The organism is Micromonospora pisi (assembly GCF_003633685.1).
GTDB classification, from domain to species: domain Bacteria; phylum Actinomycetota; class Actinomycetes; order Mycobacteriales; family Micromonosporaceae; genus Micromonospora_G; species Micromonospora_G pisi.
The window spans coordinates 3,532,866-3,553,720 of the sequence record NZ_RBKT01000001.1; the positions used below are offsets into that span (position 1 = coordinate 3,532,866).

The 20,855-nt window shown below is 71.6% G+C and carries 18 protein-coding genes and 1 tRNA gene; 6 read left to right on the forward strand and 13 right to left on the reverse strand.

Going from position 1 to position 20,855, the window contains the following annotated elements:
- Positions 1–9 precede the first annotated feature (9 nt).
- The 3 genes from glmU to BDK92_RS14730 form a co-directional block, all read right to left on the reverse strand.
- A complete protein-coding gene (glmU, locus tag BDK92_RS14720; RefSeq protein ID WP_121157235.1) occupies positions 10–1,569 on the reverse strand; it encodes a bifunctional UDP-N-acetylglucosamine diphosphorylase/glucosamine-1-phosphate N-acetyltransferase GlmU in 1,560 nt (519 codons plus the stop codon).
- A 109-nt stretch (positions 1,570–1,678) separates the two neighbouring features.
- Positions 1,679–1,750 (reverse strand) — tRNA-Gln (locus BDK92_RS14725).
- Between the two features lie 13 nt (positions 1,751–1,763).
- Positions 1,764–2,633, reverse strand: a complete 870-nt coding sequence (locus tag BDK92_RS14730; protein ID WP_121162135.1) for a helix-turn-helix domain-containing protein — start codon at positions 2,631–2,633, stop codon at positions 1,764–1,766.
- A 152-nt stretch (positions 2,634–2,785) separates the two neighbouring features.
- Here BDK92_RS14730 and BDK92_RS14735 point away from each other — a divergent pair, with 152 nt between their 5' ends.
- Both BDK92_RS14735 and BDK92_RS14740 read left to right on the forward strand, forming a co-directional pair.
- A complete protein-coding gene (locus BDK92_RS14735) occupies positions 2,786–3,757 on the forward strand; it encodes an acyl-CoA desaturase (protein ID WP_121157236.1) in 972 nt (323 codons plus the stop codon).
- A 52-nt stretch (positions 3,758–3,809) separates the two neighbouring features.
- Positions 3,810–4,496 carry a TetR/AcrR family transcriptional regulator gene (locus tag BDK92_RS14740; protein WP_121157237.1) on the forward strand — a complete coding sequence of 229 codons (687 nt, stop codon included), beginning with the start codon at positions 3,810–3,812 and terminating at the stop codon, positions 4,494–4,496.
- Between the two features lie 32 nt (positions 4,497–4,528).
- On the opposite strand, the gene BDK92_RS14745 is transcribed toward BDK92_RS14740, so the two are convergent.
- The 5 genes from BDK92_RS14745 to rsmA all read right to left on the reverse strand — a co-directional run bounded on the left by BDK92_RS14745 (position 4,529) and on the right by rsmA (position 9,566).
- Positions 4,529–5,002: a DUF4383 domain-containing protein gene (locus tag BDK92_RS14745; RefSeq protein WP_121157238.1), complete on the reverse strand. Its 474-nt coding sequence runs from the start codon at positions 5,000–5,002 to the stop codon at positions 4,529–4,531.
- 118 nt (positions 5,003–5,120) lie between these two features.
- Entirely contained in the window at positions 5,121–5,579 is a 459-nt protein-coding gene (locus BDK92_RS14750) for a DUF4383 domain-containing protein (protein WP_121157239.1), read from the reverse strand.
- 137 nt (positions 5,580–5,716) lie between these two features.
- Positions 5,717–7,549: an ABC-F family ATP-binding cassette domain-containing protein gene (locus BDK92_RS14755; RefSeq protein ID WP_121162137.1), complete on the reverse strand. Its 1,833-nt coding sequence runs from the start codon at positions 7,547–7,549 to the stop codon at positions 5,717–5,719.
- 104 nt (positions 7,550–7,653) lie between these two features.
- Positions 7,654–8,610 (reverse strand): 4-(cytidine 5'-diphospho)-2-C-methyl-D-erythritol kinase, encoded by a 957-nt coding sequence (locus BDK92_RS14760; protein WP_121157240.1) that lies wholly within the window; start codon positions 8,608–8,610, stop codon positions 7,654–7,656.
- Between the two features lie 86 nt (positions 8,611–8,696).
- Positions 8,697–9,566: a 16S rRNA (adenine(1518)-N(6)/adenine(1519)-N(6))-dimethyltransferase RsmA gene (gene rsmA / locus BDK92_RS14765; protein ID WP_121157241.1), complete on the reverse strand. Its 870-nt coding sequence runs from the start codon at positions 9,564–9,566 to the stop codon at positions 8,697–8,699.
- Between the two features lie 236 nt (positions 9,567–9,802).
- Between rsmA and BDK92_RS14770 the strand changes: the two genes are divergently transcribed.
- Complete coding sequence (locus BDK92_RS14770) at positions 9,803–10,933, forward strand: Lrp/AsnC family transcriptional regulator (protein ID WP_121157242.1); 1,131 nt, start codon at positions 9,803–9,805, stop codon at positions 10,931–10,933.
- A 97-nt stretch (positions 10,934–11,030) separates the two neighbouring features.
- On the opposite strand, the gene BDK92_RS14775 is transcribed toward BDK92_RS14770, so the two are convergent.
- Positions 11,031–11,960, reverse strand: a complete 930-nt coding sequence (locus BDK92_RS14775; RefSeq protein WP_121162140.1) for a TatD family hydrolase — start codon at positions 11,958–11,960, stop codon at positions 11,031–11,033.
- 171 nt (positions 11,961–12,131) lie between these two features.
- Here BDK92_RS14775 and BDK92_RS14780 point away from each other — a divergent pair, with 171 nt between their 5' ends.
- Positions 12,132–13,382 carry a hypothetical protein gene (locus BDK92_RS14780; protein ID WP_121157243.1) on the forward strand — a complete coding sequence of 417 codons (1,251 nt, stop codon included), beginning with the start codon at positions 12,132–12,134 and terminating at the stop codon, positions 13,380–13,382.
- A gap of 36 nt (positions 13,383–13,418) precedes the next feature.
- Here the strand turns inward: BDK92_RS14780 and BDK92_RS14785 are convergent, their stop codons facing one another.
- The 4 genes from BDK92_RS14785 to BDK92_RS14800 form a co-directional block, all read right to left on the reverse strand.
- Positions 13,419–14,444, reverse strand: coding sequence for an ABC transporter substrate-binding protein (locus tag BDK92_RS14785; protein ID WP_121157244.1), 1,026 nt, complete (start codon positions 14,442–14,444; stop codon positions 13,419–13,421).
- A gap of 57 nt (positions 14,445–14,501) precedes the next feature.
- Positions 14,502–15,332, reverse strand: coding sequence for an ABC transporter ATP-binding protein (locus tag BDK92_RS14790; protein ID WP_211349231.1), 831 nt, complete (start codon positions 15,330–15,332; stop codon positions 14,502–14,504).
- Positions 15,329–16,342 carry a FecCD family ABC transporter permease gene (locus BDK92_RS14795; RefSeq protein ID WP_121162141.1) on the reverse strand — a complete coding sequence of 338 codons (1,014 nt, stop codon included), beginning with the start codon at positions 16,340–16,342 and terminating at the stop codon, positions 15,329–15,331. Before BDK92_RS14795 ends, BDK92_RS14790 begins: the two co-directional genes overlap by 4 nt.
- 77 nt (positions 16,343–16,419) lie before the next feature.
- Complete coding sequence (locus BDK92_RS14800) at positions 16,420–17,499, reverse strand: iron chelate uptake ABC transporter family permease subunit (RefSeq protein ID WP_121157246.1); 1,080 nt, start codon at positions 17,497–17,499, stop codon at positions 16,420–16,422.
- A gap of 129 nt (positions 17,500–17,628) precedes the next feature.
- On the opposite strand from BDK92_RS14800, the gene BDK92_RS14805 reads away from it, so the two are divergent.
- Both BDK92_RS14805 and BDK92_RS14810 read left to right on the forward strand, forming a co-directional pair.
- A complete protein-coding gene (locus tag BDK92_RS14805; protein ID WP_121157247.1) occupies positions 17,629–17,889 on the forward strand; it encodes a hypothetical protein in 261 nt (86 codons plus the stop codon).
- 53 nt (positions 17,890–17,942) lie between these two features.
- Positions 17,943–20,771: an AfsR/SARP family transcriptional regulator gene (locus BDK92_RS14810; RefSeq protein ID WP_246017041.1), complete on the forward strand. Its 2,829-nt coding sequence runs from the start codon at positions 17,943–17,945 to the stop codon at positions 20,769–20,771.
- Positions 20,772–20,855 lie beyond the last annotated feature (84 nt).

The window sequence follows — 20,855 nt, forward strand, 5'->3', positions numbered from 1 at the left end:
GACCAGGGACTATTCGGTTGCAGTATCTCCCTTGGCCGGACCGACGCCACCCGCATCGGTCGTCACGTGGGTTGCCTCACCCTGGCTTGCGCCGCCGACCCCCGAGGGTGCGTCCTCCGCCGCCCCGACCCGGCCACCCGCCACCCGCTCCTGAGCGCGTTCCGCGGCCTCCGCCGAGCGGGTACCAGCCCGCCGTCGGGCCACCCAACCCTCGATGTTGCGCTGCCGGCCCCGGGCCACACCGAGCGCCCCCGCCGGCACGTCCTTGTCGATCGCGCTGCCCGCCGCCACGTACGCCCCCGGGCCCACCTCGACCGGGGCCATCAGGGTGGTGTCACAGCCGACGAAGGCCGCCTCGCCGACCGTGGTGCGATGCTTGGCCACCCCGTCGTAGTTGACGAAGATCGTCGCCGCGCCGATGTTGGCCCTGGCCCCGATGGTGGCGTCACCCACGTACGACAGGTGCGGCACCTTCGCGCCGGCCCCGACCTCGGAGTTCTTCACCTCTACGAACGTACCCACCTTGGCCTGTTCGGCAAGTCGGGCGGCCGGACGCAGGTAGGCGTACGGCCCCACGCTGGCCCGGGGACCGATCTCCGCGCTGACCGCGTGGCTACGCAGTACCGTCGCGTCGGGGCCGACGCTGGTGTCGATCAGGGTCACGTCCGGCCCGACCACCGCCCCGGCGGCCACCGTCGTCGCCCCGCGCAGTTGCGTGTTCTGGTCCACCACCGCGTCCCGCTCGAGTGTGACGGTGACGTCGATCCAGGTGGTCGCCGGATCGAGCAGCGTCACCCCGGCCCGCATCCAGCCGGTGTTCACCCGGTCGCGCAGCAGCGTACGGAGACCGGCCAGTTCGACCCGGTCGTTGCAGCCGAGAGTCTCGGTGGCGTCCGGCGCCACGTGCACCACCACCGGCTCACCCGTCGCCACCAGGAGGCCGAAGACGTCGGTCAGGTACTCCTCGCCCTGGTCGTTGTCGGTGGAGAGCTTGCCGAGCGTGTCCCGCAGGCGGGACACGTCAAAGGCGTAGATACCGGCGTTGATCTCGCGGAGAGCGCGCTGGGCGGGGGTCGCGTCGCGCTCCTCGACGATCTGCTCCAGCCGTCCGGCCTCGTCACGGACGATCCGTCCCAGGCCGGTCGGGTCGGCGACCTCGGCGGCGAGCACGGTCGCCGCGGCCCCCGCCGCCTCGTGCGCCTCGACCAGCGCGGCGACGGTCTCGGGCCGGAGCAGCGGCGCGTCGCCGTTGATCACGATTACGGTGCCGGTCTGGTCGGGTGCCGCGTCGAGCGCCATGCGTACGGCGTGGCCGGTGCCACGCTGCTCGGCCTGGAGGACCGGACTGGCGTCGGGCGCCAACTCGGCGAGGTGCGCGGTGACCTGCTCGGCGCCGTGTCCGACCACGACCAGGGTGCGGTCCGCGGCGAGCGGCGCGGCCGCCGCCAGCACATGACCGAGCAGGGTACGGCCGAGCAAGGGATGCAGGACCTTGGGCAGTGCCGACTTCATCCGCTTGCCCTCGCCAGCGGCGAGAACGACGATGGTGCGGACGCGGGGCTGGGACACGAGAAGCTCCCGTCAGAGCGGTTGGCAGTCTGCGGCCCCATGCTAACCGCGCACCGGTGACCGGTCGCCGGGTTCCCCCGTACCGAACGAATCGGACTTAGAGGTACAGCTCGGCCGCCAGGGTTCGAACCTGAAATACGGGTACCAAAGACCCGGGTGTTGCCAATTACACCACGGCCGAAGGCAAAGCAGTGTCAGCCTAGCGCCTCGGCCGACCCCTGGCCGAATCGCTTTAGCGCCTCGGCCGCCAACGCCCGGTTCACGCCCTCGATCCTCCAGTAGAGTTCCCTGCTTCCTGGCACGTCAATCACCAGGCAGCCGCGATAGAGCTCGTCGGTGTTACGGCGGTTCGTCGTCGGCCGGTGGCGCTTGAGCGTAGGTGCCCGCACCCGGTCGACCGGTAGTCCGAGCACCTCGATCCACCACGACGTCGCCGCCTCCACATCCGCCGACTCGTGAATGCTGAGCCGGTAGCTCGGCGTCCGGCGGTCAACCCCGCACGCGTCGAGAAAACGCAGAAAGAGCGCCAACAGCCCCGGATCGCTGTTGGTGAACGTCAAACGGTCGTTGCGCCGCCAAGGCTTCGACTTGCTCCCCTCACACCAGTAGATGGCGGCCCCGATCAGCAACAGCTCGCGTTCGCTCAACCTGCCGAGTCGATCCACCTCCGCCGCGTGTACCGCCGCCTGCCGCTCGTCCCGCTCCCGGCGGTGCTCCGCCCAACGGGCGTCGGTCATTCGCCGCGAATGTGCCTGGCGCCGCCGCGCCCGGGGCGAGTCGGGGTCGAGCGGCAGGTGCTTGACCCACTGGTAGGCGGTCGACTTGGCGACGTCGAGTTCGGTGGCGATCTCGGTGACCGACCAGCCCTCCTCCCGCAGGCGCAGCGCGCGGGCGCGCACCTCGTCCTTGGCGTTCGGGCGCCGCGTCCAGTCGGGGGCCGGGACGCCGCGCAGCAGCTCGTACAGCCGGTCCTTGCCGATGCCCAGGCGGGCCCGGATCTGGCCCACGGAAAGGCCTTCGACGGTGCGCAGCCGTCGGGCTTCGGCGGCGAGTTCATCGGTCATGACCAGCACGTTAGGACAGACGTACGACGCGTTTCGTCAAGACCTCATAGGGAACTCCCAGAACTCACCCATGGCGACTTACGGTGCCGTAAGTTACGGTGACGTAGGCGTAACTTCGGGATCTCATCCCCCGTCCCACTCATCGAGGTGCCATGTCGACCACCCTGACCGAACCGCCCGCCGCAACCGCCGACAGAGGCCCCAAGCCGCTCACCGAAGGCAAGCAGCCGGTGGCCATCCTGATCGCCCTCTGGTCCTTCGTGATCGTGCCGTTCCTCGCCCTCATCGCCGCCGTTCCGGTGGCCTGGGGCGGCTGGCTGACCTGGACCGACCTCGCGATCGGCGGGGTGTGGTACGTGGTTTCCGGACTCGGCATCACGGTCGGCTTCCACCGCTACTTCACCCACGGCTCGTTCAAGGCCAAGCGGTGGCTACGGGTGACGCTCGCGGTGGCGGGTTCGTTCGCGGTCCAGGGCAACATCACCCAGTGGGTGGCCGACCACCGGCGTCACCACGCCTTTTCCGACGTCGAGGGCGACCCGCACTCGCCGTGGAGGTTCGGCGAGAGTGTGTGGGGCCTGACCAAGGGCCTCTTCTTCGCCCACATGGGCTGGCTGTTCCACCGCGAACTCTCCAACCGGGCGCGGTTCGCCCCGGACCTGTTGGCTGACAAGGACATCGACCGGGTGGACCGGCTCTTCCCGCTGCTGGTGAGCATCTCGCTGCTCACTCCGGCGGCCATCGGCGGCCTGGTCACCTGGTCCTGGCAGGGCGCGCTGACCGCGTTCTTCTGGGCCGGTCTGGTCCGGATCGGGCTGCTGCACCACGTGACCTGGTCGATCAACTCGGTCTGCCACGTCTACGGCGAGCGCCCGTTCGAGGTGCGCCAGGGCGACAAGGCGTCGAACTTCTGGCCGCTGGCGATCCTCTCCTTCGGTGAGAGCTGGCACAACCTGCACCACGCCGACCCGACCAGCGCCCGGCACGGGGTGCTGCGTGGCCAGGTGGACATCTCGGCGCGGGTGATCTGGGCGTTCGAGAAGGCCGGTGCGGCGTTCGACGTACGGTGGCCGAAGCCGGAACGGATCGCGGCGAAACTGGTGAAACCGGCCGTACCGCAGTGATCAGGCCGCGCCGGGGCGCGTCACGGGTGGCGCCACCTGGCAGGATGGCCGGGTGACAGAGAGCCCGAGCACGAGCGGGGGCAACGGGCGGGGGCGACCGCCGACGGCGCCGGCCAAGCCAAATTCCCGGGTACGGATGTCCGCGGCGCAGCGCCGCGAGCAACTGATCTCCATCGGGCGACAGATCTTCGCCGAGCGCGGTTTTGACGCCACCTCCATCGAGGAGGTGGCGTCCCGCGCGAAGGTCTCCAAGCCGGTGGTCTACGAGCATTTCGGTGGCAAGGAGGGCCTCTACGCGGTTGTCGTCGACCGGGAGGTCCGGGCCCTGCTCGACCGGGTGGCGGCCGCGTTGACGGCGGGTCATCCACGGGAGTTGCTGGAGCAGGCCGCGCTGGCGCTGCTCGGCTACATCGAGGAGGAGACCAGCGGTTTCCGGGTGTTGGTCCGGGAGTCGCCGGTGATGTCGGCGACGGGCAACTTCAGCAGCGTGCTCAACGACGTGGCGCACCAGGTGGAGCACATTCTGGGGGCGGAGTTCAAGAGTCGTGGCTACGACCCGAAGCTGGCCGAGTTGTACGCGCAGGCGCTGGTGGGGATGGTGGCGTTGACCGGGCGCTGGTGGCTGGAGGTACGCAAGCCGCGTAAGGAGACGGTGGCCGCGCATCTGGTCAACCTGGCCTGGCACGGGCTTTCGCATCTGGAGGCGAAGCCGACGTTGCTGACCCGCCGGGGCCGTTGACCCCGGCCCGGCTCAGGCCGGGGCGGGTGCGGTCAGCCGGCGGGGTCGGTTGATGCGGTGCGGCGGTACTCACGTTCGGCTTCGGCGCGGGCCGGTGGGCCGACCTTGTCGTAAAGGCCGGTGGCGAGCGTCACCAGGCCGAAGATCATTGACACCACGACCGTGGCCACGGAGAAGTTGAGGATGTTGGCCTCGGTCTGGAGCACGGTCAGCATGACGAGTCCGACGACGAGGAAGACCACCCCGGCGGTGAGGTTCATGAAGTGGCCGAGGTTGCCTCGTTGGGAGGCGCCGATCAGGATCACGATGCCGAAGAGCACCGATACCAGCGAGAAGGCCAGGTTGGTACGGAGTCCGAGGGCGTACACGTCGTCGCGGCCGAAGAGTGAGTTGCCGGCGGTCTCGACGAGGCCGAAGATCCCGAAGATCAGGATGTAGAGCCCGACGAGCCCGGAGAGGACCCGGTAGAGCGGGCGCGCCGGGTGGTTGATGGGGATGTGAGCCATCGACCTCTCCTCCCGTACTGGTGACGATTCTTCCGAATTGTCGCCCAGATCGGGAGGCGTTTCCGGGGAACGCGGATCAGGACCGTTCGGTACGGCCCGTCACCCGGCGCCAGCCCGCTCAGAGCACCAGGCGCCCGTCCCGCCAGGCCCGCGCCTCGTCCTCGGAGCCGACCCGGCCGTACATGCCGGCCATCAGCAGCACCAGCCCGAGGAGCATGGTCACCACGACGCCGGGGATGGTGTAGTTGAGGTAGTTGGCGTCCGTCCGGATGACCGCGAGGCCAGCCAGCGACACCACCATCAGCAGGTAGCCGATCCACTTGTTGAGCGTGGCGTCGACGTTACGGCCGATGCCGGTGCCGATCAGGACGAGCACGCCGAGCACCGCGGCGAGCGCCGAGTGGCCGAGGTTGGTCCCCTGGCCGAGCACGGTGATGGTCTGGTCCTGGGCGAACAGTTCGCTGCCGCTGGTCTCGACGAGCCCGAGGACACCGAAGATGACCAGGTAGAGGCCGGTCAGTCCGCCGATCGCGCGGTAGATCGGGCGCGCGGGGTGGTTGACGGGGTTGTGGGCCATAGTCGTAACTCTCCAACGCCGTTCCGGTGAGGGTCGTCAACGATTGTCCCGCATGCGGCGGTGTGACGCCGCACACGCCCAGCCGCGAGCCGCCCGGGCCGGGCAGCGGCGGGTCCGCCGCCCGACCGGAACCGGTCTCAGTTCCCTGGCACCTGCTCGGCGAGAGCCAGCCAGGTTTCCTCGGTCTGCTCCCGTTCGGCCCGTACCGCGCGCAGTTCGTTGTCCAGTTCGGCGACCTTCGCGTAGTCGGTGGCGTGCTCGGCCATCTGGTCGTGCAGCGCGGACTCCCGCTGGTCGAGCTTGGCGATCTGCCGCTCCAGCTTGCTCAGTTCCTTCTTGGCCACCCGTACCTCGGCGGCGCTGAGCGGGGCGGGGCCGTCGTCGGTCGCACCACGCCCGGTCTCCTGGGGCGAAGGGGCGGCCGTCGAGGCACCGGTGGTGGCGGTGCGACCCTGGCCGGCACTCGCTCGGGAGAGGTATTCGTCGATGCCACCGGGCAGGTGGACCAGCCGGCCGTCGCCGAACATGCCGTAGACCACGTCGGTGACCCGCTCGATCAGGTACCGGTCGTGGCTGGCCACGATGACCGTACCGGGCCAGGAGTCGAGCAGGTCCTCCAACGCGGCCAGGGTGTCGGTGTCCAGGTCGTTGGTGGGTTCGTCGAAGAGGAGCACGTTCGGTTCGGCGGCGAGCAGCCGCAGCATCTGCAACCGGCGGCGTTCACCACCGGAAAGATCGCCGACCGGGGTCCAGAGTCGACGGTCGTCGAAGCCGAACACCTCGGCGAGTTGGGAGGCGGCCAGTTCGCGGTCGCCGAGGACGACCCGGCGGGCCACCTCCTCGACCGCTTCCAGCACCCGCAGTTTGTTGGGGAGCTCGGAGAGTTCCTGGGAGAGGAACGCCGGGCGTACGGTCGAGCCGATGTTGACCCGTCCCGCCTCGGGTTCGCGTACCCCGGCGAGCAGGCGCAGCAGCGTGGTCTTGCCGGCCCCGTTGGCGCCGACGATGGCGATCCGGTCGCCGGGGCCGACCTGCCAGGTCAGGTTGTCCAGGATCAGCTTCGGGCCGGCCTTGAGGGTCACGTCCTCCAGGTCGTACACCTGCTTGCCGAGTCGGGAGGTGGCCAGCCGTTGCAGTGACATGGTGTCGCGCGGCGGCGGTACGTCGGCGATCAGCGCGTTGGCGGCGTCGATCCGGAACTGGGGCTTGGAGGTCCGGGCCGGCGGTCCCCGGCGCAGCCAGGCGATCTCCTTGCGGAGCAGGTTCTGCCGGCGGGCCTCGGTCGCGGCGGCGACCCGTTCCCGCTCCACCCGGGCGAGCGTCCAGGCGGCGAAGCCACCCTCGTAGGCCCGTACGGCCTGGTCGCCGACCTCCCAGGTGGTGGTGCAGACGGCGTCGAGGAACCAGCGGTCGTGGGTGACGACGACGAGCGCGCCCCGACGGTTGACCAGGTGCCGGGCGAGCCAGTCGACGCCGGCCACGTCGAGGTGGTTGGTCGGCTCGTCGAGGATGAGCAGGTCGGCGGTGCGGACCAGGAGGGCGGCGAGCGCGACCCGGCGCCGTTCGCCGCCGGACATCGGTCCGACCGGCTGGTCGAGCCCGAGGTACGGCATGCCGAGCCCGTCGAGGATGGCCCGGACTCCGGCGTCGCCGGCCCACTCGTGCTCGGCACCCATGCTCTGGTCCAGCCAGGCGGTGCCGAGCACCACGTCCCGTACGGTCGCCTCGGCGTCGAGGTTGAGGGTCTGGGGTAGCCAGGCGACCCGCAGGTCACGACGGTGCGTCACCCGCCCGTTGTCCGGTTCTTCGAGCTTGGTGAGGAGTCGGAGCAGGGTCGACTTGCCGGCCCCGTTGAGCCCGACGACACCGATCCGGTCGGCGTCGTCGAGGCCGAGGGACACGTCGGTGAGCAGTTGCCCGGCCGCGCCATAGCCCTTGGACACCCGGTCCAGGTTGACGATGTTGGCCACGAGCCCACCTTCCATGATCAAAGGCGCCCCGGGTGCCGGTCGACCGGCACGGGGGGACGCCTGGAGTAGTCCAAGCCTACGCGGGTGGCGTACCCGTCGGCCGGTCAGATCACCCGGGCGCCGGGGACGGCCCCGGTGGCGGTGCGGGCGGCCCGGCAGACGCCGGCGGCTTCCAGTTCGGCGGCGATCCGGTTGGCGCTGGGGCCGTCGGCGGCGAGGAAGACGCAGGTGGGGCCGGAGCCGGAGACCATGCCGGCGAGCGCACCGGCAGCCTCGCCGGCCTTCAGGGTGGCCGCCAGGGCCGGGCGCAGCGACAGGGCGGCGACCTGTAGGTCGTTGCCGAGGTTCTCGGCGAGTACCGCCGGGTCACGCTGGCGCAGCGCGGCGAGCAGCCCTTCGGCGGCGGTCAGTGGGGGCGGGGCGGCACCGTCGGCGCGCAGCCGGTCCAGTTCACGGAAGGCGACCGGGGTGGAGATGCCGCCGTCGGCGACCGCGACCACCCAGTGCCAGGTGGTGGGCCGGGCCAGTACGGGACTGACCGCCTCGCCGCGTCCGGTGCCGAGCGCGGTGCCGCCGTAGAGCAGGAACGGGACGTCGGAACCGAGGTCGGCGGCGATCAGGGCGAGTTGGTCGCGGGAGAGGTTGGTGCCCCAGAGGGTGTCGCAGGCGACGAGGGCGGCGGCGGCGTCGGCACTGCCGCCGGCGAGGCCGGCGGCGAGCGGGATCTGCTTGCGCAGGTGCAGCCGGGCGTGCGCGGGTACGCCGACGTGTTCGGCGAGGGCGCGGGCGGCCCGGATGACCAGGTTCTCCTCGTCCAGGGCCAGTTCGCCGGTGCCTTCGCCCTCCATGGTGAGGGTGAGGGTGTCGCCGCGTCGGGCGGTCAGCTCGTCGTGCAGCGCGATGGCGTGGTAGATGGTGTTCAGTTCGTGGTAGCCGTCCGGGCGCAGCGGGCCCACCCCGAGGTGCAGGTTGATCTTCGCCGGGACGCGTACCTTGACCGGGCCGCTCGCGCCGCGCCGGGCCCGCTCGTCGTCATCGTCCGGCCGCCATGCCTCGGTCACCGGGCACGGCCCGGGACCCGGGACACCGCCGCTGCGGCGAGGTGGTGTGGGGGCGACACGGGCCTGGTTACGAGCACGGCGACAGCCTACTCGGCACGATCCGGAGCGGGCGGGGCCGACGCGGCGATGGCGGCGAACTGCTCCACGGTGAGCGATTCGCCCCGGGCGCCGGGGTCGACACCGGCCGCGCGGAGCAGCGTTTCGGCGCGGGCCGCGCCTCCGGCCCAGCCGGCGAGCGCGGCGCGCAGGGTCTTGCGACGCTGGGCGAAGGCGGCGTCGACGACGGCGAAGACCCGTTTGCGGGGTACGTCGGCGCGGGGCGGTTCGTGGCGGGTGAAGGCGACCAGCCCGGAGTCGACGTTCGGCACCGGCCAGAAGACGTTCGGTGGGACCTTGCCGGCGCCGCGCGCGTTCGCGTACCAGGCGAGTTTGACCGACGGGATGCCGTACGTCTTGGAGCCGGGGCCGGCGACGAGCCGGTCGGCGACCTCCTTCTGCACCATGACCAGTCCGGTACGGAGGCTGGGCAGTTCGGCGAGCAGGTGCAGCACCACCGGCACGGCCACGTTGTACGGCAGGTTGGCGACCAGCGCGGTCGGTGCCGGTTGGCCCAGTTCGGCGCCGGTGATCCGAAGCGCGTCGGCGTGGTGCACGGTGAGCCGCCCGGCGGCTTCCGGGGACCGGTCGGCGACGGTCGCGGGCAGCGCGGCGGCCAGCGTCGGGTCGATCTCCACGACGTGTACGTGTCCGGCGGCGGCGAGCAGCCCCAGGGTGAGTGAGCCCAGCCCGGGGCCGACCTCCAGGGCCACGTCGGCCGGGGTGAGTTCGGCGGCGGCGACGATCCGGCGGACGGTGTTCGGGTCGTGGACGAAGTTCTGGCCCAGTTTCTTGGTCGGCGCGACGCCGAGTCGGGCGGCCAGTTCCCGGATCTCCGCCGGGCCGAGGAGTCCGGTCATGAGGCCAGAGCCTACGGGGCCGGATCGGGCCTCTGGCCGGCACGCCCGGTACGGCGGCGCACAACTCCGCTTTGACTACCAAACTGGCGAAAACATGACATGTCACCGTTGCTGACCGGCGTTCCGTACTCCACGCTGGTCACCGTGGACCGACCGAACTCGATGACGCCCCCTCCGCGTGGCTGGACGACCGCGACGCGGACCGCCGGGACCCCGTCGACCGTCGCGCCCGCGTGATGGCGGCCGGCCCGTACGACCTCGATCCGACCGACCGCCGCATCGTCGCCGCCCTCCAGGTCAACGGCCGGGCGAGTTGGACCGAGATCGCCGCACTGATCGGAACGTCGGTGACGACCGTGGCCCGCCGGGCCCAGCAGCTGATCGCCGACGGGCTGGTCCGGGTCGCCGTCGCGCCACAACCCGGGGGCGGGGCGGCCGACCTGCTGATCGTCCGGGTCCACTGCGTACCGGGCCAGCAACTTCCGACCGCGCGGGCGCTGGCGGCCCGGCCGGAGGTACGGTTCGTCGCCGTGATGACCGGGGCGCACGACCTGGTCGCCGAGGTGCTGGTCACCCCCGGGACCAGCATGCACAGTGTGCTCACCGGGGTACAGCGCATCCCCGGGGTACGTGGCACCGTCGCCGACCTGTTGCTGCACACGTACAAGTCCGACCACGAGTGGAGTCGTCGGCTGCTCGACGACGCCGCCACGCCGGCCACGCCGGCCACGCCTGGAGTGCACGACTGCCCGCCGGACCATCTGGACAAGGTGGACGAGCGGATCGTGCGCGCGCTCCGCGAGGACGGTCGGGCGAGCTTCCACGCCGTCGCCCTCGGGTTGGGGGTGAGCGAGAGCACCGTACGGCGACGGTTCGAGGCACTGTACGGCGCCGGCTGCGTACAGGTGATCACCCTGGTTCCGGCGGCGGCCCTCGGCTTCGAGGCGGAGCTGCTCTTCTGGCTCTCGGTCGCCCCGTCCCGGTTGGACGCGGTGGCCCGGGAACTCGCCGCGCTGCCCGGTGTGCGCTACGTCGCCGCGACCCTCGGCCAGGAGTCGCTGATGTGCGAGGTGATCCTGCCGACCCACGCCGACGTGCTCGACTTCACCACCCGGACACTGGCCCGGATCGACGGCGTACGGTCCTGGGCCGCCGGGGTCGAACTGCTCACCGTCAAGCGCGGCTTTGTCCTCACCCCGTGGGCGGCCCGGCGCTTCGACCACACCGAGCCCGCGCACCCGGCCCAGGACGTGGAGAGCGGTCCCAGCGGTGGCACCACCGACCTCGACGACGGCACGACTCTCCCCCGGCCCCGGTCGAGCCGTGGCATCCGGCGCGTCGGCCGGGTTCCCGCCCGCCGCCCCTGACCCGCACCCGCCGCCGCCGCCGGCCGGCGCGGGCGTGAGGGGCGTTAGGAAGGGGCCCTTCCTATACCGGAAGCGATAACAAGGGGCCCTTCCTTGTTCACCAGGGGCCGAAGACGCGGTCGCCGGTGGCGGAGATGGCGGCGCAGAGCTTGTCCAGGTCCGTACCGGTGGTCTCGGCCAGCGTACGAACGGTCAGCGGGATCAGGTACGACGCGTTCGGCCGCCCCCGGTACGGCATCGGAGTCAGGTACGGGGCGTCGGTCTCCACCAGCATCTGGTCCAGTGGCGTCACCTTGGCCGCGGCACGCAACGCACCGGCGCTGCCGAAGCTGACCGTACCGGCGAAACTCAGGACGTAACCGCGCCGTACACACTCGACCGCGAACTCCTCGTCGCCGGAGAAGCAGTGCAGCACCACGGTCCGGGGCGCCCCCTCGGAGTCGAGCACCCGCAGGACCTCGGCGTGCGCGTCCCGGTCGTGGATGATCAGCGCCTTGTCGTACCGCTTGGCGATCGCGATGTGGGCGCGGAAACTCTCCTCCTGCGCCGCCCGCCCCTCGTCGCCGGTGCGGAAGAAGTCCAGACCGGTCTCGCCGATGCCGCGCACCCGCTCCTCGCCGGCGAGGGCCTCGATCTCCCGCAACGCGCCGTCGAGGTCGGCCAGACGGGGGGCGTCGTTGGGGTGCAGGGCGACGGCGGCGAGGACGGCCGGATAGCGGCGGGCCGCCTCGGCGCCCCAGCGTGACGACGGCACGTCGACACCGACCTGGACCAGCCGGTCGACACCGGCGACCGCCGCCGCGTCGATCAGCGCGAGGACCGGGTCGACGTCGGGCCCACCGGCCTCGACGGACGCCTCGGCGGCGGGTACGCCGGGCACGCCGGCCTCGGTGACCGTGATGTCGAGGTGGGTGTGGCTGTCCAGCACGGGCAGTGGCAGCGGCTCGGGCGCGGGCGGAAACTCCCCGGCCCGGCGGGCGGCCCGCTGCTGGCGGGATTCGGTCGGCTCACTCATCCCGGTCAGCATCACACACCAGGCGGGACCTACCGCCGCGTACCCGGTGAGCTGATCGTCTCTCGGCCACCTGGACGTCCCGGTAGGCTCTTCGGCTCAACCTCGGCACGACTTTCGGTCGTTGCCTCTCTCTGTCACCTCTCGTTCACCTGGAGGGCACCGAACCCTCCTAGCGTCGCGCGCATGAGCGTCACCCCGCAAACACGGGACGTACCCGAAGCGCCGGTCGGGCTGGTGGTGACGTACGCCGGAACCACATACCCCGCCGAGGAACTGACCCGGGGCGCGGCCTACGAGTTGTTCAGCGCCAGCGAGGTGGACGGGTTCAGCCGCGACCCCCGCCCGGACGCCCGGCTGCCCTGGCACCGGTTCGTGCACGCGAGCGAGGTCACCGCCGTGTACGGGTCGCGCGCCGCCGGCGACCCGGACCTGGAACCGCCGTTGACGGCACCGCTGAACCGGGTCCGGAACTGGGACGACGTCCACCAGCTCAGCCAGACCCAGGCGGGGGCGAGCGACCCGATCCTGGCCAGTGTGCGCAACTCGGCGCTGGTCCGGCAGGGCACACCGATGGTCAAGGTGCTCTCCGCCCGCCAGTTCGCCGGGCATCTACGCGGCTGGTTGCCGTACGGCTTCTGCTACCGCGAGTACGACGTCGCCCACCTGCGTACCCCGGCCGACCTGGCACTGCTCCGTACCGATCTGGAGGCCGGGCGGGACGGGACGGATGTCGCGTACGTGCTGCGCTGGCGGGCGATCGACCCGCTCGACTACGACGTACCCGGGGGCGACCGGCACGCCGGGCTGGTGGCGATCCCGCCGCACGACCGGGTCGGGCCGCCGGTGCTGGGCACCGGGTTCACCCCGAGCGGGCGGCACCTGATCCCGGAGTTCGTCACCCGGGACATGGCCGACCTGCCGTTGTCGGCGAACGCGGCCCTGGTCGCGTACTCGCCGGCCGGCGACGAGGTGGTGCTCTACACGTACCAGCCGGAGCAGCGGGGCTGGCTGCGGATGGCCGGCCCGCGCTGGCGTCACCTGCTGGCCGCCGCGCCGGGCGTCTCACCGGACCAGGATTACGTGCCGTTCGGCGACACTCCCCGCAGCACCCAACTCGTCGGTGACTACCACGAGCAGGAGTACGAGGCGCTCGCCGACCTGCCGGGCGGTTTCCGGGTGCTGGCGATGACCCGGGCGGCGCGCTACCCGGTCGAGAATGTCCGACGCCGGGCCCGGTACGCCAACTGGCGCGGGGTGCTCTGCCTGGTGCTCGGCGAGCAGACCGGCTGGCTGCGGCTGCGGCTGTGCCGGCCGAACCCGGACAGCATCGCCACCTGCGGCGCCCAGTGTTACGAGCGCGGTGTCTACGAGTCGTGGGCGCCGGCCCAGGAGATCACCGACGACCGGATGATCGACCTGCCGTACGGCCGCTGACCCGACCGTACGGCAGGCACCCGCGCCGCCGGGCGTTCAGCCCAGCGGCTTGGCCTTGTTCAACCAGCCCGCGACCTCGCGGTAGATCGGCGCGGTCGCCGCGTAGCTGTACGGGGCGGCCGGCCGCCACCGGAAGACCTGATCGGCCCTGACCGCGGCGAGGTTGGTCCAGGTGGGGATCTTGCCGGCGGTCTCGGCGACCCCGGGGACCTCCCGCCCGTCGAAAATGATCATATCGGCGGGGTATCTGCCGACCTGCTCCCAGCTGATCTCCTCGAAGTACTCGCCCGGCTTCATCTGCCGCGACGGGGTGACGAAGGTGGCGCCGAGCGAGGCGAGGTGCTTCAGGTCGGGGTGCGCGTTCGGGTCGGCGATGTAGAGCTTGTCGGGGTCGCGGGAGATGGCCGCGATCCGGAGGCCGGGCTTGGCCGTGATCGCCGGCCTCACCTCGTTCACGGCGGCGTCGTACTCCGACCGGGCCGCCTTCACCGGGGCGGCATCCGGGTCGGCGCCGAGCTGACCGGCGAGCGTCATGAAGTTGTCGATGATCGCGGGCAGGTCCAGACCGGGCATCTTCATCCCGATCGAGGGCGCCAGCGCGTACACCTTGTCGGCGCTGCTCTCCGGGACGTACCAGAGGCTCTTGTCGTCGAAGGAGAGGTCGACCAGGAGTTCCGGGCGCAGCGCGGCGTACCGCTCCAGGTTGAACTCGCCGTAGGTCTTGCCGACCACCTCGACCTTGGTCACGTCGATGTTGCCGGCCTGGTAGTTGAGCTTGCCGTCGGTGGTGCCCAGCTCCCCGTACACCCCGGCGACCTGGAAGCCGGCGTCCCAGAGCGCGGCGGCGGCGCTGCTCTGCGCGACCACCCGGGTCGGGCGGGCGGCCAGTTCGACGGTCCTGCCCCGGCCGTCGGTGTAGCGGAACGACTGCCCCGCACCGGAGGGGCCGTCGCCGTCGACGGAGGTGGATCCGGAGTCGCCACAGGCGGCCAGGCCGAGCAGTACGCCGGTGGCGCCGACGCCCTGTAGGAAACCGCGGCGGGTCAGGAGGTGCGAGGACATGGTTCTCCAGTCGTTGATCTGTGCGGGTGTCGGGGGGTTCAGCGGATGTCGGGGGGTTCAGCGGGTGGGGGTGAGCACGCGCCGCGCCTTCGGAATGATCAGCGGGGTGCCCGACTCCGGGTCGGTGATCACCCGGCAGGGCAGGCCGAAGACCTGCTCGACCAGGTCGGCGTCGACGATGTCGGCCGGCGCCCCCTGGGCCACCACCGTGCCGTCGCGCATGGCGATGAGGTGGGTGGCGTACCGGCAGGCGTGGTTCAGGTCGTGCAGGACCGCGACCAGGGTGTGGCCCTGCTCCTCCCGGAGCCGGGCGACCAGGTCCAGCACCTCGATCTGGTGCGCGATGTCGAGGTAGGTGGTCGGCTCGTCGAGCAACAGGATCGGGGTCTGCTGGGCGAGCGCCATGGCCAACCACACCCGTTGCCGCTGCCCGCCGGAGAGTTCGTCGACGTACCGCCCGGCCAGGTCGGTGACGCTGGTCGCGGCCATCGCCCGCGCCACCGCCGTCTCGTCCCCCGGCGACCACTGGCGCAGCAGCCCCTGGTGCGGGTAGCGGCCCCGGGCGACCAGATCCTGCACGGTGATGCCGTCCGGCGCGATCGCCGTCTGCGGCAGCAACCCGAGCCGGCGGGCGACCTCCTTGGCCCGCAGTTCGTGGATCGACCGGCCGTCGAGGTGCACCGTCCCGTGCCGGGGTACGAGCAGCCGGGCCAACGCCCGCAGCAGCGTGGACTTGCCGCATCCGTTCGGTCCGACCAGGACGGTGAAGGACTGGTCCGGGATCGTCACGCTCAACGCCTCGGCGACGACTCGGTGGTCGTACGCGAGGGTGGTGTCGACGCAGCTCAGCCGCGCCGGGTCGGGCCCAGTCCGGTCAACCGAAGTCATCCGAGTCCTTTCCGCCATTGCCCGGCGAGCAGCCAGGCGAGATAGAGCCCGCCGATGCCCGCGGTCAGTACCCCGACCGGCAGGGTGACGGGGTGGAACAGGCGCTGTGCGGCGAGGTCGCCGCCGAGCAGCAGGGCCGCGCCCATGAACGCGGACGGGAGAATGTTCGGTCCGCCGCTTCGGGTGAGTCGCCGGGCCACCTGCGGTGCGGTGAGGGCGATGAACGCGATCGGTCCGGCGGCGGCGGTCGCGGTGGCGGTCAGCCCCACCCCGATCAGCATCACGCCGAGCCGGGTCCGTTCGACCGGTACGCCGAGCGCCCGCGCGGGCTCGTCGCCGAGTTCGAGCATCCGCAGGTCACGGCCGAGCAGCACGGCCAGGGGCAGCAGTACGACGAGGACGAGCGCGAGCGGTCGTACCTGCTCCCAGCCCCGACCGTCGAGGCTGCCGGTGAGCCAGAGCACCCCCTGGCGGGCGTCGGTGAACTCGGCCCGCGTGATCAGGTACGCGTTGACCGCGTCGAGCAGCGCGCCGACGGCGATGCCGATCAGGATGAGCCGGAACCCGGATCCGCCCCGCTTGCCGGCGAGCAGGTAGACCAGCATCGCGGTGAGGACCCCGCCGGCCACCGCACCGAGCGCGGTGCCCGTACCGCCGCCGCCGAGCAGCAGGATCACCACGAGTGCACCGGTGGCGGCGCCGGTGTCGAAGCCGACGACGTCCGGGCTGCCGAGCGGGTTGCGCGACATGCTCTGGAAGAGCGCACCGCCGACGCCGAGCGCCGCCCCGACGAGTACGGCGGTGAGCAGGCGCGGTAGCCGGAGTTCGTGGACGATGAAGTCGGTGGCCGGGGTGCCCTGGCCGAGCAGGGTGCGGACCACCTCCGCGACCGGGATCGGGTAGTCCCCGATGCCGAGGCTGAAGACCGCGACCACGACGATCACCGCGCCGAGCGCGGCGCAGACGATGCTGGCCCGGCGGTCCACCCGGAGTGTGATCCGCCCACCCAGGGCGCGTACCCGGCGGACCGGCGGTGGGGCGGGCGGCGCGACGGTGGTGACGCCCGTACCGCCGGGGTTCGACGCGGTCACGGTTGGGCCACCCGGGTCCGTCGGATCAACGCGACCAGCACCGGGGCACCCACGAACGCGGTGACGATGCCGACCTCGATCTCGCCGGGTCGGGCGATCACCCGGCCGATGATGTCGGCGCCGAGCAGCAGGATCGGCGCGAGCACCATCGAGTAGGGCAGGATCCAGCGTTGGTCCGGGCCGACGAGGGCGCGGGCGATGTGCGGGATGGTGAGCCCGACGAAGGCGATCGGTCCGAGCGCGGCGGTCGCCGCGCCGCAGAGCAGGGTCACCGCGAGGACACCGATTCCCCGGGTACGCCCGACGTGCGCGCCGAGGGCACGTCCGCGCTCCTCGCCGAGGGCGAGTGCGTTCAGCGGCCGGGCCAGGGCGAGCGCGCAGACCGCGCCGGCGAGCAGGAACGGGCCGACCGCGGTGAGTACCGACAGGTCCCGGCCGGCCAGGCTGCCGACCGACCAGAACCGGTATCCGTTGAAGGCGTCCGGGTCGAGCAGCACCAGTCCGGAGATGTATCCGGTCAGCGCGGCGGTGATCGCGGTACCGGCGAGGGTGAGGCGGACCGCCGTGGCGGCGCTGCGGCCCCGGGAGCCGAGCAGGTAGACGACGGTGGCGGCGAACGCGGCACCGAGCAGGGCGAACCAGACGTACCCGAGCGGGCTGGTGACGCCGAGCAGCGCGATCGCGGTGACCACCGCGGCGGCGGCGCCCGCGTTGACCCCGAGCAGCCCGGGGTCGGCGAGCGGGTTGCGGGTGAGGGCCTGCATCAGCGCGCCGGCCAGGCCGAGCGCCGCTCCGACGGCGAGGCCGAGCAGCGTACGGGGAATCCGCAGGCCGTGGACGATGTCGCCGTCGGCGGAGCCGGTGCGGTGCAGCAGTTCGTGTACGACGGTGCCGGGCGCGACCGGTTTGGCGCCGACGGCGAGGCTGAGCAGCGCCACCACGGCGACCACCGCGATCGCGAGCACCAGCCCGGAGAGCCGCCAGCCGGTCGCCGCGCGTCGGGGTGACGGCGCCTGCGGCGGCGACTCGGGCGGCGGGGCTGTCGTCGCGTGGGTGGGACGAACCTCGGTGAACACGAAGTTAGGCTAGCCTGACCTAAGCTTCGATCCGCAAGACCCCCTTCCCGCGCAAAGCTGTGGCCTGCGTCTCCTTGGTACCGTCGGCCCGCCAGACGTTCGGCGACCGGCGATGGGGAGAGTGCGGAGATGACATCGGTGGGAGAGGTCAAGGCCGGCTTGACCCGGTTCAACGACGAGGCGACCCGTCAGGCGGCGACCATCCGTTCCCTCGCGGAATCGATGGACCGGACCTCGGCGATGCTGCGCGGCCTCACCAGCGGCGCGAGCGCTGCCCAGGTCGCCGAGGCGCTGGTCCGACTCGAACAGGCGAAACAGCGACTGCACGAGGCGGCGACCCTCGCCCAGGGCGCGGTCGAGGCGACCGACAGCTACGCCGCCGGCTTCTAGCCCGGCCCCGGCCCCGTCGTCGACAGTGGACGGTCAGGAGGCTTGTAGGATTCTTGAACCGGCTGGTCAGGCCGAGTGAGACGAATGTCGACACCTCCGGGGGCAGCCAGTTGGCAGTGGAGTTCCGGCTGCTCGGGGAGGTCGAAGCCCGCGTCGCCGGTCAACCGGTCGACCTCGGTCACACCCGACAGCGCACCGTGCTCGCCGCGCTCCTGGTCGAGGCGAACCGCACGGTCCCGGTCGAACAGTTGCTGGCCCGGGTCTGGGGCGACCAACCACCGCAGCGGTCCAGGTCGGCGCTCTACAGCTACCTGTCCCGGCTACGCCGCTGCCTGGTCGAGGCCGACGGGGTCAGCATCTCCCGCCAGTCCGGCGGCTACCTGCTCACCGTCAGCCCGTCCGCGGTGGACCTGCACCACTTCCGCCACCTCGTCGGGCAGGCGCGCGCGGCCGACGACGGGCCGGCGTACACACTCCTGGAGGAGGCCCTCGGCCTCTGGCACGGCGAGGCGTTCGCCGAGTTGGACTCCCCCTGGCTGAACTCGCTGCGTGACACCCTGGCCCAGGAACGGTTCGGTGCCGAACTCGAACACGCGGACAAGGCGCTCCGGCTCGGACAACACGCCCGGGTGCTGCCCCAACTGTCGGCCCTCACCCGCCGCCATCCGCTGGACGAACGCCTCGCCGACCAGTTCATGCTCGCGTTGTACCGGTCCGGCCGCCAGGCCGACGCCCTCCTCCACTACCAGCAGACCCGGCAACTTCTCGTCGACGAACTGGGCACCGATCCCGGCCCGGCCCTCCAGGCCCGACAACGGCAGATCCTGGCCGCCGAGCCGACCCTCGAACCAGCGCCCGAAGAGACCGCACCACCGTCGACCAGGCCGCCCGTCCCCCGGCAACTACCCGCCCGTCCGCCGCTGTTCATCGGCCGGACCGACGCACTGGCCACCCTCACCGACCCGGGCGAGAACCGGACCTGGGTGATCTGCGGCACCGGCGGGGTGGGCAAGACCTGGCTGGTACTGCGGTGGGCGCACGACAACCTCTGGCGCTTCCCGGACGGGCAACTCTGGGTCAACCTGCGCGGTTTCGAACCCGCGGCAGCGGCGGTACCGCCGTCCACCGCGGTCCGCCGCATCCTCGACGCACTCGGCGTACCCGCCGGTGACCTGCCGACGGACCCGGAGACGCAGATCGGGCTCTACCGCAGCCTGGTCGCGGAGAAACGGATGCTGATCGTGCTCGACAACGCGCGCGACGCCGAACAGATCCGTCCCCTGCTACCCGGCGGTCCCGGTTGCCTGGTGCTGGTCACCACCCGCAACCAGATGCCAGGGCTGGTCGCCGAGTCCGCCGCCCGGACCCTGACCCTGGACCTGCTCACCGCCGCCGAATCCCGGGAACTGCTCGCCGGCCGGCTCGGCGTCGAACGGGTGCGCGCCGAGCCCGAGGCCGTGGAGCAGATCGTGGCCGGCTGCGCCCGGCTCTCCCTCGCACTCGCCGTGGTCGCCGCACGGGCCGCCGCCCACCCGGCCTTTCCACTGGCCAGCCTCGCCGCCGAACTGAACGACCCGGAGGGCGTACTGGACGCCTTCGACAGCGGCGACCCACTGTTGGACGTACGGGCGGCACTGTCCTGGTCGTACCGGGCGATGAGCCCAGGCGCGGGTCGGGTGTTCCGGCTCCTCGGCCTGCACCCGGGACCGGACCTCTCGGTGCCGGCGATGGCGAGCCTCGCCGGGCTGCCGGCCGGCCGGGTACGCCCACTGCTGACCGAACTCTCCCGCGCCCATCTGATCGCCGAGCAGTCGCCCGGCCGGTACGCCTGCCACGACCTGCTGCGCGCGTACGCCACCGAACTCGCCCAGGTCGACGAACCGGAGCCGGACCGTCGCCGGGCCGTCCAGCGGCTGCTGGAGCATTATCTGCACAGCGCGCACGCCGCCGCGCGACTGCTCGACCCGCACCGGGACCCGATCGACCTGGAGCCCGCAGCCGACGGTGTGGTGGTCGAGCGGCCGGAGAGCTACGAGTCGGCAATGGCCTGGCTGACCGTCGAGCATGCGGGGCTGGTGGCGACGATCGGGTCGGCCGCCGAGGCGGGATTCGACACCCGGGCGTGGCAGTTGAGCTGGTCCCTGGTCACCTATTTCGACCGGCGCGGACACTGGCACGACCGGGTCGCCAGCCAGCGGATCGCGCTCGCGGCGGCGGCGAGGCTCGGGGACCTGTCGATGCAGGCGATCTCCCACCGCGACCTGGCGCGGGCGTACACGCTGCTCAGCCATCACCAGGAAGCACACCACCACCTGCGGGCCGCCTTCGACCTGCTCGGGCGGCTCGGTGACCGGGTCGGTCAGGCCCACACGCACCTCAACCTCAGCATGGTGTACCAGCAGCAGGGCCGGATCCACGACGCGATCCGGCACGACCTGCTCTCCCTCGAGCTGTACCGGGCCGCCGGTTACCAGAGCGGCGAGGCGAACACGTTGAACAACGCCGGCTGGCACTACGCGCAGATCGGCGACCACCAGCAGGCACTGGACTTCTGCGAGAAGGCGCTGGCGCTGCACCAGGAGATCGGCAACCAGGTCGGTGTGGCGAACACCTGGGACAGCCTCGGTTTCGTGCACCACCAGACCGGCGACTTCGCACGGGCCGCCGAGTGTTTCCGACACGCCATCGACATGGCCCGGGAGCTGGGCAACCGGTACAGCGAGGCCGAGGCGTCGAACCATCTCGGTGACACCCTGGTCGCGGGCGGCGATCGGACCTCGGCGGAGCCGGCCTGGCGACGGGCATGGGAGATCCTGACCGACATCGGCCACCCGGAGGCCGACCAGGTGGCCCTCAAACTGGATCCGTCACACCGCCCCTGAGCTGCGAATTCAAGCTTTAGTCAGGGTCTGTGCCAGGCCGGTCGAGCACGCTGTGACCCAACAGCGGCTCCTCTGAAAGGGCGT

Coding starts and splice junctions, on each gene's coding strand:
- BDK92_RS14805 (WP_121157247.1), top strand. CDS start 17,629: ATGACATCGGTGGGAGAGGTCAAGGCCGGCTTGACCCGGTTCAACGAC.
- BDK92_RS14775 (WP_121162140.1), bottom strand. CDS start 11,960: ATGCTGACCGGGATGAGTGAGCCGACCGAATCCCGCCAGCAGCGGGCC.
- BDK92_RS14780 (WP_121157243.1), top strand. CDS start 12,132: ATGAGCGTCACCCCGCAAACACGGGACGTACCCGAAGCGCCGGTCGGG.
- BDK92_RS14730 (WP_121162135.1), bottom strand. CDS start 2,633: ATGACCGATGAACTCGCCGCCGAAGCCCGACGGCTGCGCACCGTCGAA.
- rsmA (WP_121157241.1), bottom strand. CDS start 9,566: ATGACCGGACTCCTCGGCCCGGCGGAGATCCGGGAACTGGCCGCCCGA.
- BDK92_RS14745 (WP_121157238.1), bottom strand. CDS start 5,002: ATGGCTCACATCCCCATCAACCACCCGGCGCGCCCGCTCTACCGGGTC.
- BDK92_RS14750 (WP_121157239.1), bottom strand. CDS start 5,579: ATGGCCCACAACCCCGTCAACCACCCCGCGCGCCCGATCTACCGCGCG.
- BDK92_RS14735 (WP_121157236.1), top strand. CDS start 2,786: ATGTCGACCACCCTGACCGAACCGCCCGCCGCAACCGCCGACAGAGGC.
- BDK92_RS14790 (WP_211349231.1), bottom strand. CDS start 15,332: ATGACTTCGGTTGACCGGACTGGGCCCGACCCGGCGCGGCTGAGCTGC.
- BDK92_RS14785 (WP_121157244.1), bottom strand. CDS start 14,444: ATGTCCTCGCACCTCCTGACCCGCCGCGGTTTCCTACAGGGCGTCGGC.
- BDK92_RS14770 (WP_121157242.1), top strand. CDS start 9,803: ATGGCGGCCGGCCCGTACGACCTCGATCCGACCGACCGCCGCATCGTC.